Source organism: Kerstersia sp., from assembly GCF_052103615.1.
Classification (GTDB): domain Bacteria; phylum Pseudomonadota; class Gammaproteobacteria; order Burkholderiales; family Burkholderiaceae_B; genus Kerstersia.
Genome location: NZ_JBQEKA010000001.1, coordinates 85811 through 95923, shown reverse-complemented (window position 1 = coordinate 95923; position 10113 = coordinate 85811). Strand labels below are relative to the sequence as shown.

11 protein-coding genes are annotated in these 10113 nt (G+C 60.3%); all 11 read left to right on the top strand.

The window, feature by feature from the left end; genetic code table 11:
- Positions 1–220 precede the first annotated feature (220 nt).
- The 11 genes from ACTJGZ_RS00420 (at position 221) to hemE (ending at position 10032) form a co-directional block, all read left to right on the top strand.
- Positions 221–643 carry an ATP synthase subunit I gene (locus tag ACTJGZ_RS00420; RefSeq protein WP_441660985.1) on the top strand — a complete coding sequence of 141 codons (423 nt, stop codon included), beginning with the start codon at positions 221–223 and terminating at the stop codon, positions 641–643.
- 83 nt (positions 644–726) lie between these two features.
- Positions 727–1608 carry a F0F1 ATP synthase subunit A gene (atpB, locus tag ACTJGZ_RS00415; protein WP_441660984.1) on the top strand — a complete coding sequence of 294 codons (882 nt, stop codon included), beginning with the start codon at positions 727–729 and terminating at the stop codon, positions 1606–1608.
- 113 nt (positions 1609–1721) lie between these two features.
- Positions 1722–1961 carry a F0F1 ATP synthase subunit C gene (gene atpE / locus ACTJGZ_RS00410; protein WP_068371391.1) on the top strand — a complete coding sequence of 80 codons (240 nt, stop codon included), beginning with the start codon at positions 1722–1724 and terminating at the stop codon, positions 1959–1961.
- A 160-nt stretch (positions 1962–2121) separates the two neighbouring features.
- Entirely contained in the window at positions 2122–2592 is a 471-nt protein-coding gene (locus ACTJGZ_RS00405) for a F0F1 ATP synthase subunit B (protein WP_441660983.1), read from the top strand.
- A 12-nt stretch (positions 2593–2604) separates the two neighbouring features.
- The gene (locus ACTJGZ_RS00400; protein WP_441660982.1) at positions 2605–3150 is read left to right on the top strand and encodes a F0F1 ATP synthase subunit delta; all 546 of its coding nucleotides are present in this window, start codon (positions 2605–2607) and stop codon (positions 3148–3150) included.
- A 32-nt stretch (positions 3151–3182) separates the two neighbouring features.
- Positions 3183–4724 (top strand): F0F1 ATP synthase subunit alpha, encoded by a 1542-nt coding sequence (gene atpA / locus ACTJGZ_RS00395; RefSeq protein WP_441660981.1) that lies wholly within the window; start codon positions 3183–3185, stop codon positions 4722–4724.
- 103 nt (positions 4725–4827) lie between these two features.
- Positions 4828–5739: a F0F1 ATP synthase subunit gamma gene (gene atpG, locus ACTJGZ_RS00390; protein WP_441660980.1), complete on the top strand. Its 912-nt coding sequence runs from the start codon at positions 4828–4830 to the stop codon at positions 5737–5739.
- Positions 5740–5785: 46 nt separating this feature from the next.
- Positions 5786–7186, top strand: a complete 1401-nt coding sequence (gene atpD, locus ACTJGZ_RS00385; protein ID WP_441660979.1) for a F0F1 ATP synthase subunit beta — start codon at positions 5786–5788, stop codon at positions 7184–7186.
- Between the two features lie 82 nt (positions 7187–7268).
- Entirely contained in the window at positions 7269–7703 is a 435-nt protein-coding gene (locus ACTJGZ_RS00380; RefSeq protein WP_441660978.1) for a F0F1 ATP synthase subunit epsilon, read from the top strand.
- Between the two features lie 210 nt (positions 7704–7913).
- The gene (locus tag ACTJGZ_RS00375; protein ID WP_441660977.1) at positions 7914–8729 is read left to right on the top strand and encodes a hypothetical protein; all 816 of its coding nucleotides are present in this window, start codon (positions 7914–7916) and stop codon (positions 8727–8729) included.
- A gap of 196 nt (positions 8730–8925) precedes the next feature.
- Positions 8926–10032, top strand: a complete 1107-nt coding sequence (gene hemE / locus ACTJGZ_RS00370) for a uroporphyrinogen decarboxylase (RefSeq protein WP_441660976.1) — start codon at positions 8926–8928, stop codon at positions 10030–10032.
- Positions 10033–10113 lie beyond the last annotated feature (81 nt).

Sequence of the window (10113 nt, the reverse complement as noted above, 5' to 3'; positions counted from 1 at the left end):
CTGGCGCTAAAACCTCGTCTGCATGCGCTGTAGCACCCCCATTGCGAACTGTTACCAGGCATCTTGAAACGGCTTCCGCCATCCCCATATTGCGGCGCCGCAATTTAGGATTGCCCTGTCAAAAATTTTCGAGCTATAATTTTCGGGTTTGACGCTTGCGGGGTAGTTCGCAGAAACAAGGGGGCAAGGCATGCAGGGGCAGGGAACAGAACCGCGTCTGATGCTGACAGCCACCGAGCGAACGGAAGTAGCGCTTCGCGCCAGGAAGGAACTGGCCGGAGCTTTGGTTGCACAGATTCTGATGGGAAGTCTGGCTGTTGTCTTGTCCTGGTTAATCGCCGGGGCAGGTGCCGGTGTGTCTGCCTTGATAGGGGCGGGCGCCTATTTGCTGCCAAGTGCGATTTTCATTCTGCGTCTCATGATGACCATTTCCGTGTCTGGCCAGTCCAGTCCGGTGGTGTTCATCCTTGGGCAAGCGTTCAAATTGCTGGTTGCCATTGCTTTGCTGTGGTGGGCGGCATCCGAGGGTGGCGATAGGTTGGTCTGGCCGGCTTTGCTGGCAGGGTTGATCTGCGCGCTCAAGGGTCCATTGCTATGGATGCTCTTTCGCAGTACGCGGTGGGGACGGCGCAAGCTGTCATAGTCGTTCGCGATAATGCGTCCCCGCAAGAATGAATGTGTGTCGGCTTCGTGCCGGTGGCTCAAAAGAACAGGGTAGGGAATCAAATGGCTGCTGCCAGCGATGTGTCGCCTCAGTCCTATTACATCCAGCACCACCTGGTGCACAACAACAATATCGGCGAAAAACAGTCGCTGATCGCCCAGTTCGATGTCATCAACTATGACTCGATCTTCTGGTCTACGTTGATGGGCCTGTTGGCTGTGTTCTTCCTGTGGCGCGCCGCGCGCCGCGCGACATCGGGCGTGCCAGGCCGTTTCCAGGCATTTGTCGAAATGCTGGTGGATATGGTGGACGAACAGGCCCGCAGCATTGTGCCGAACGTCAAATCCCGCCTGTTCGTGGTGCCGCTGGCGCTGACGGTCTTCCTCTGGATTGTGTTCATGAACGTGTTGGACCTGATCCCTGTGGATCTGATTCCTGCCATTCTGCGCTGGACCGGTCTGGGCGCTGAACACGGCGATCCCCTGTATTACCACCGCATTCTGCCGACGGCTGACTTGAACATCCCGATGGGCATGTCCATGGGCGTGCTGCTGCTGATGCTCTACTACGGCATCAAGATCAAGCACCCCGGCGGCTTCGTCAAAGAATTGTTCAGCGCGCCTTTCCATGCCCATGGTATCGGTGCTGTGCTGCTGGCGCCTGCCAACTTCCTGTTGAACCTGGTCGAGTACGCCGCGAAGTCGGTGTCCCTGGGGATGCGGTTGTTCGGCAATATGTTCGCCGGTGAACTCGTCTTCATGTTGATCGCCCTGCTGGGCGGTGCCTGGACTGGATTGAATGCCACCAGTATTGGCCTGGGTATTGGCCATGTGCTGGCGGGTTCGATCTGGGCGATCTTCCACATCCTGATCGTGCTGCTGCAGGCCTTCATCTTCATGATGCTGACGCTGGTTTACATCGGTCAGGCCCACGAAGGCCACTGATCGGTTAGGGCCACCCGGCCATGCCGGGTGCGCCAGAGTCGGATGTATTGGTAGTACACGGTTTTTATTTTCCTTTTTTCGATTTCAGATTTTTAACCAAGGAGTTGTGTGTCATGACCAACGTTGCTTTCGTTGCCCTCGCTTGCGCGTTCATCATCGGTTTGGGGGCCATCGGCGCCTGCATCGGTATCGGTATCATGGGCGGCAAGTATCTTGAAGCCTCGGCCCGTCAGCCTGAGCTGATGAACGCCCTGCAAACCAAGATGTTCCTGCTGGCTGGTCTGATCGACGCCGCCTTCCTGATTGGCGTGGGTATTGCCATGCTGTTCGCTTTCGCGAATCCTTTCGTCTAAGAAGCACCGTTGTTTCCGCCGGCTTGGTCGGCGGTTCATGATGCCGGCGCCGGGCATGCGGTTGTCACACGACCGTATGCCCTGTCGGCAGGAATTCCTGGCTCTGTTCCTGCGTTCAGGCGGATAGCAGAGTCGCACAAGGTGTAAAAGGAACACGAACGTGAATCTGAACGCGACAATCTTCTTCCAGATGCTCGTGTTCTTCGTTTTGGGCTGGGTCTCGATGAAATTCATCTGGCCTCCCCTCACGAAGGCGATCGAGGAACGCCGTCAGAAAATCGCAGATGGTCTGGCTGCTGCTGATAAAGGCAAGGCTGACCTGGCTCAAGCACAGGCCCGTATCGGTCTGATCGAGGCCAATGCCAAGACGGAAGTCCAGACGCGTCTGGCCGAAGTGGAAAAGCAAGGCACGGTCCTGCTGGAACAAGCCCGCAAGGAAGCTGAATCCGAGCGCGCTCGCATTGTTGAGCAGGCTCGTCAGGAAGCATTGCAGGAAGCCCAGCGTGTGCGTGAAGCACTGCGCAATGATGTGGCGGCTTTGGCTGTCAAGGGCGCCGAGCAGATCCTGAAGCGCGAGGTCGATGCCAAGGCGCATGCCGATCTGCTGAACCAACTCAAAGCTCAGCTTTAATCCGGGACTGCCATGGCTGAAATTTCGACTGTAGCCCGCCCGTATGCAGAGGCTTTGTACGAAGCTGCGAGCAAGGACAAGGAATCGGCGGGTTCTGAAAGCTGGTCCGAACTGCTGTCCCAGTGGGCGCAGGTCGTGGCCTTGCCCGATGTCCGCGAAGCCTTCTCCGATCCGCGTCTGAGCGACGAACAGAGCATTGAGCTGTTTATCCAGTTGACGCAGGCCGAACTGTCGCCCAGCGCCCGCAATTTCATTACCTTGCTCGTGGAAAACGGCCGCTTGCTGCTGTTGCCCGAGGTCGCACGGCAGTTCATTGAACTGAAGAACCGTAGCGAAGGCGCTGCCGTTGCCGATATCACCAGCGCGTTCCCGCTCGAAGGCGAGGAACTGGCAGGTCTGGTGGCCGCGCTCGAGAAACGCTTCGGCCTGAAGCTTAAACCCAATGTCACCGTCGATGCCTCGCTGATCGGCGGAGTGCGCGTCGCAGTAGGCGATCAGGTGCTGGACGATTCCGTCTTGGCACGTCTGGCCCAAATGCGCAATACGCTGGCGGCCTGATCGCCGGCACACTGGATTCCAGGAGTCTGAACATGCAACTCAATCCGTCCGAGATCAGCGAACTGCTCAAGAGCCGTATCGAAGGCCTGGGCGTTTCGACTGATATCCGTACGCAGGGCACGGTTGTGTCCGTGACCGACGGCATCACCCGTATTCATGGCCTGTCCGGCGTGATGCAGGGCGAAATGCTCGAATTTCCCAACAACATCTTTGGTCTGGCACTGAACCTCGAGCGCGACTCCGTCGGCGCCGTGGTGTTGGGCGACTATCTCGGTATTTCCGAAGGTGACCCGGTCAAGGCGACCGGCCGCATCCTCGAAGTCCCCGTCGGCCCCGAGCTGCGTGGCCGTGTGGTCAACGCGCTGGGTGTGCCTATCGACGGCAAGGGCCCGATCGACGCCAAGCTGACCGACGTTATCGAAAAGGTCGCGCCCGGCGTGATCTGGCGCAAGTCGGTGTCGCAGCCGCTGCAAACCGGTATCAAGGCCATTGACTCCATGGTGCCGGTCGGCCGTGGCCAGCGCGAGCTGATCATTGGTGACCGTCAGACCGGTAAGACCGCTGTTGCCGTTGATGCCATCATCAACCAGAAGGGCAAGGGCGTCACCTGCGTTTACGTCGCCATTGGCCAAAAGGCTTCGACGATCAACAACGTGGTGCGCAAGCTCGAAGAGCACGGCGCGCTGGAATACACCATCATCGTGGCTGCCGCCGCTTCCGATTCCGCCGCCATGCAATACCTGGCTGCCTACTCGGGCTGCACCATGGGCGAATACTTCCGCGATCGCGGCGAAGACGCGCTCATCATTTATGATGACCTGACCAAGCAAGCCTGGGCCTATCGCCAAGTCTCGCTGCTGCTGCGCCGTCCGCCCGGCCGTGAAGCTTACCCCGGTGACGTGTTCTACCTGCACTCCCGTCTGCTGGAGCGTGCTGCTCGCGTCAGCGAAGAGTACGTCGAGAAGTTCACCAATGGCGCCGTGAAGGGCAAGACCGGTTCGCTGACCGCACTGCCCATCATCGAAACGCAGGCCGGTGACGTGTCCGCCTTCGTGCCGACCAACGTGATCTCGATTACTGACGGCCAGATCTTCCTGGAAACCGACTTGTTCAACGCTGGTATCCGTCCCGCCATCAACGCCGGTATCTCGGTGTCGCGCGTGGGTGGTGCTGCTCAGACCAAGGTCATCAAGAAGCTGTCCGGCGGTATCCGTACCGACTTGGCCCAGTATCGTGAATTGGCCGCCTTCGCCCAGTTCGCCTCCGACCTCGACGACGCAACCCGTCGCCAGCTGGAGCGCGGCAAGCGCGTGGTGGAACTGCTCAAGCAGCCTCAGTACCAGCCTCTGCAGGTTTGGGAACTGGCCGTGACGCTGTTTACCGCCAACAATGGTTACCTGGATGACGTGGCCGTCGAGAAAGTTCTGTCGTTCGAAAAGGGCTTGAAGGATACCCTGAAGAGCAAGAACGCCAGCCTGATCGAAGCCATCGAAAACACCAAGGAACTGTCCAAGGAAGGCGAGGCCGAATTGGCTGCTGCGATCCAGGATTTCAAGAAGCACGGTGCTTTTTAAGGAATCTTGACAAGAGGCGGGTGTCAGGCAGCGCAGCTGCCAGGTGCCCGCCCCGAGCCAGCCGGCCGTTTGAGGCCGGCGGTTGTCTCAACAGGAAAGCGCAATGCCCGGAATCAAGGAAATCCGAACCAAGATCAAGAGCGTGCAGAACACGCGCAAGATCACCAAGGCCATGGAAATGGTCGCCGCGTCCAAGATGCGCAAGGCGCAGGAGCGGATGCGCGCCGGCCGTCCTTATGCCGACAAGGTAAGGGAAATCGCCTCGCACCTGATGCAGGCCAACCCTGAATATAGCCACCCGTATCTGCAAGAGCGCGAAAGCGTGAAGGCGGTAGGCGTCGTTGTGATCACCACCGACAAAGGTCTGTGTGGCGGTCTGAACACGAACGTCATGCGCCTGGTGTTGAACCGCTTGCGCGAGCTCGAGGCGGCAAACGTGAAGACGCAGTTCACGGCATTTGGCAACAAGGGCCTGAGCCTGCTGACGCGTCTCGGTGTCAATCTGGTGTCGCAGGAAGTCCAGCTGGGCGATGCGCCTAACCTGGAGCGTCTTGTGGGCGCGCTGAAGGTTCAGTTCGACGATTTCATCGCTGGACGTATCGACGCCGTCTATGTCGCGACCAACCGCTTCGTTAACACGATGCGTCAGGAGCCTGTGTTCGAACGCCTGCTGCCCTTGCCCGGCCAGTTGGTGGATCCGTACCAGGTGAAAGGTGACGCAGCGGGTGAGTCTGCGGCTGCGACCAAGGGCGAATACGGCTGGGATTACATTTACGAGCCCGATGCCAAGAGCGTGATCGACGATTTGCTGCACCGCTACGTCGAAGGTTTGGTGTATCAAGCGGTTGCCGAAAACATGGCGTCTGAGCAGTCAGCCCGTATGGTGGCCATGAAGGCTGCGTCGGACAACGCCAAAAAGGTTATCGGTGATCTGCAGCTGGTCTATAACAAGACCCGTCAGGCCGCGATCACCAAGGAAATTTCGGAAATCGTGGGGGGCGCCGCCGCCGTCTGATGATGGCGCGGTATCCCGTCAAGAAAGTTATTATCAAGGAATCGACATGAACAACGGTACCATCGTTCAGTGCATCGGCGCCGTGGTGGATATTCAGTTCCCCCGCGATCATATGCCCAAGGTCTATGACGCCCTGACACTGGCCGACGAAAGTGATTCGTTTGCCGAAAAAGGGCTGACGTTCGAAGTTCAACAACAGCTGGGTGACGGCGTTGTCCGCACCATCGCCCTGGGCTCCAGCGACGGCCTGCGCCGTGGCATGTCCGTGGTGAACACCGGCGCGCCGATCTCGGTGCCCGTGGGTAACGGCACGCTGGGCCGCATCATGGACGTGCTGGGTCGCCCGATCGACGAAGCCGGCCCCATCGCTTGCGAAGAAAAGCGCGCCATTCACCAGAAGGCTCCCCGTTTCGACGAACTGTCGCCGTCGGTGGAACTGCTGGAAACCGGCATCAAGGTGATTGACCTGGTTTGCCCGTTCGCCAAGGGCGGTAAGGTCGGTCTGTTCGGCGGCGCCGGTGTCGGCAAGACCGTCAACATGATGGAACTCATCAACAACATCGCCAAGCAGCACAGCGGTCTGTCCGTGTTTGCCGGCGTGGGTGAGCGTACCCGTGAAGGCAACGACTTCTACCATGAAATGGAAGAGTCGAACGTGCTGGACAAGGTCGCCATGGTGTTTGGCCAGATGAACGAGCCTCCCGGCAACCGTCTGCGCGTGGCGCTGACCGGCCTGACGATGGCCGAGAAGTTCCGTGACGAAGGCCGTGACATTCTGTTTTTCGTGGACAACATCTACCGCTACACCCTGGCCGGTACCGAAGTGTCCGCACTGCTGGGCCGTATGCCTTCCGCCGTGGGCTACCAGCCGACGCTGGCAGAAGAAATGGGCGTGCTGCAAGAGCGCATCACCTCCACCAAGACTGGCTCCATCACGTCCATCCAGGCCGTTTATGTGCCTGCCGATGACTTGACCGACCCGTCGCCTGCCACGACCTTCCAGCACTTGGACTCCACCGTCGTGCTGTCGCGTGATATCGCTTCGCTGGGTATCTACCCCGCTGTGGATCCGCTGGATTCGACCAGCCGCCAGCTTGACCCGCAAGTCGTGGGTGAAGAGCACTACAAGGTGGCGCGTGGCGTGCAGCAAACGCTGCAACGCTACAAGGAACTGCGTGACATCATCGCAATTCTGGGTATGGACGAATTGTCGCCGGAAGACAAGCAGGCCGTGGCCCGCGCGCGCAAGATCGAACGTTTCCTGTCGCAGCCGTTCCACGTGGCAGAAGTGTTCACGGGCTCGCCTGGCAAATACGTGCCGCTGTCGGAAACCATCCGTGGCTTCAAGATGATCGTCGAAGGCGAGTGCGATGCGCTGCCGGAGCAGGCCTTCTACATGGTCGGTTCTATCGACGAGGCCTTCGAAAAGGCCAAGAAGCTGAAGTAAGGCTGGAACGGATTTGCCGCCCTCAGGCGGCAAATCTTCATTCTCCGGCGCGGCGCGCCGGGGGTAATACCGGAGGCTATTCATGGCTACCATTCGTGTCGATGTCGTCAGCGCGGAAGCGTCCATTTTTTCCGGCGAAGCTTCATTCGTGGCTGTGCCTGGAGAAGCGGGCGAGCTGGGCATTCTGCCTGGTCACACGCCGCTGATCTCGCGCATCCGTCCCGGTACGGTGAAAATCGTACATGTTGACGGCAAGGGCGAGGACTACATCTTCGTCGCCGGCGGCATTCTTGAAGTGCAGCCGGGCGCGGTCACCGTGCTGTCGGATACCGCAATCCGCGGTTCCGAGCTGGACGAAGCCAAGGCGCTCGCCGCCCGCAAGAAGGCGGAAGAGTCCCTGCGCAACGCCAAGGGCAAGGAAGAAATTGCTGTGGTCGAGGCTGAGCTGGCCATGCTGGCAGCCCAAGCCAGTGCGGCCCGCCGTTTGCGCGACCTGGGCGTGCGCTCCTCGTTCTGAGGCGAGTCCGCCAGGTAATGAATGACGGCCCTTCGGGGCCGTTTTTCTTTGGAAGACACTTTTTGCTACGGTTTCTGATTCTTAGCGCTTGAGCGGGATGGGCTGTCGGCAAGTGCGCATTGTTGGGAAGTACGCGGGCGCTTAGGCTATGCCTTGTTTGATGACGATCTTATGGGGCTGGCAATGACACAGAGAGTCAGGGAAGGCGGCATGCTGATGTTGCCTGGGGATGCGCAGTGGACGGCAAGCTGGAGCCAGGGCATGGTGGCTGCGCAGCCGCGGCTGGTATTGCATGAACTGAGGCTGGCGCAGAGCCTGCAGGGGGCCGGGAAACGGCGCGCAGGCGAGTGGGAGGGGGCAGGCTGCGGCGCGGAGGGCAGTGCGCTCTGCGGCGCTGAGGATACGGCCGCCGTGCAGGCGCTGGATAGGCTGGGCCCGGCCTTGATGCGTTTCGATTTCTGCGTATTGCCGGTACGCCGGATTTCCTTGTGCCGTGCCCGCATGATGCTGGCATGGCGCTCCCATGCGGGGCATACCGTGCCTTGGCTGGGCCTGCTGGATGGGCTGACCGCCCCTGCCATCCGTGATTTGCTGCGCCTGGGCATGCACGATTTCGTGTTGTGCGAGGCGCACGCCGACGAAGTGCAGGCCCGTGTCGCACGTTTGCCCAGGCTGGCCGCCCTGGGGCAGGACGACCGCGAGATTGCGGAACGCTTGCGGCCTGCTTGGACGGGTGCGGGGGAAGCGGCGCCCGCCATGCCGCTGTTGTCACTGTGCGGCATCAGCGATGCGCATGTGCCGTTTCAGGAGGCCAAGCGGCAGGTGCTGGGGCAGTTTGAACAGGAATATCTGAATGTGGCTTTGCAAGCGGCCGGCGGCAATGTCGCGGCAGCCGCCAGGGCGGTTTGCAAGCACCGCCGGGCGTTCTGGTCACTGATGCGCAAACACGGCATGGATGCCCGGCGCTACCGGCCAGCGCCCATGGCGGTGGAGCGGCCCCAAAGGGCGGCTGCTTGCCAGGGTTGAGTACAATGCCGGGGGCTTTACCTTGCGCCGGCATCATGGGGCGCTCCGGCCGGGTTCGTGATACCTGGCGCCTATGGGCGCCGCTTTCCGCACCTGGCGGTTTCGATGCAGAGACGTGCCAGCCTGATCCGGCCCTGGAGCCGGAAGGGCGGCTGCGATCCCGCCGTTTCAAGGCGGGGCGGGCCTTCTTGATTGGATGGAATCAGACGTGACACAGACAACGACTTTCCCCGCTTTGCGCAATGATGTGTTCCTGCGGGCGCTGCGGCGCCAGCCGGTGCCGTACACGCCGATCTGGCTCATGCGTCAGGCGGGGCGTTACTTGCCTGAATACCGTGCCACGCGCGCGCGTGCCGGGTCGTTCCTGGCATTGGCGCAGAACCCGGAGCTGGCGGCAGAAGTGACCTTGCAGCCTTTGGAGCGCTATGAGTTCGATGCCGCTATTCTGTTTTCCGACATCCTGACCGTGCCGCATGCCATGGGCCTGGGCTTGCGCTTTACCGATGGCGAAGGGCCGCGTTTTGATTCTCCGATCCGTGATGAGTCCGACGTGAAGCGTCTGGCGGTGCCGGATATGGAAAAACTGCGCTATGTCTTTGATGCCGTGACGCTGATCCGCCACGAGCTGGGGGGCAAGGCGCCCCTGATCGGTTTTGCCGGCAGCCCTTGGACGATTGCTTGCTATATGGTCGAAGGCGGCGGCAGTGATGATTACCAGCGCATCAAAACCATGCTGTATCAGCGGCCCGACCTGCTGCATACCATTCTGCAGGTCAATGCTGAGGCCACGACAGCGTATCTGAATGCGCAGATCGAGGCTGGCGCCCAGGCTGTCATGATTTTTGACAGCTGGGGCGGTGTGCTGGCTGATGGCTTGTATCAGGAGTTCTCGCTGGTCTATATCCAGCGGGTGCTGCAAGGGCTAAAGCGCGACCGGCCTGATGGCCGCGTGCCTGTGATCGTCTTTACCAAGGGCGGAGGCTTGTGGCTCGAAGCGATTGCCGCGTCGGGCTGCGATGCCGTCGGGGTGGATTGGACGGTGAACCTGGCGCAGGCACGCCGCCGTGTGCAGGATAGCGTGGCCTTGCAGGGCTGCCTGGATCCCATGGCTCTGTTCGGCGGCGAACAGGCCATACGCCATGAGGCGCGCCGGGTGCTGGATGCTTACGGCCCGGTCGCGACTGGCGGGCATGTTTTCAATCTGGGGCATGGCATCTCGCGCCATACGCCGGTGGAAGCTGTCAGCGCGCTGGTCGATGAAGTGCATACGTACAGCCGCCATCTGCACGCGACGCAAGCTTAAGGGGGTTCGGGGGCAGGCTGTGCTGATGGCAAGTACTGGACTTGTACACAGCTTGTCCCGATGGGCAGGTGCATGATCTAA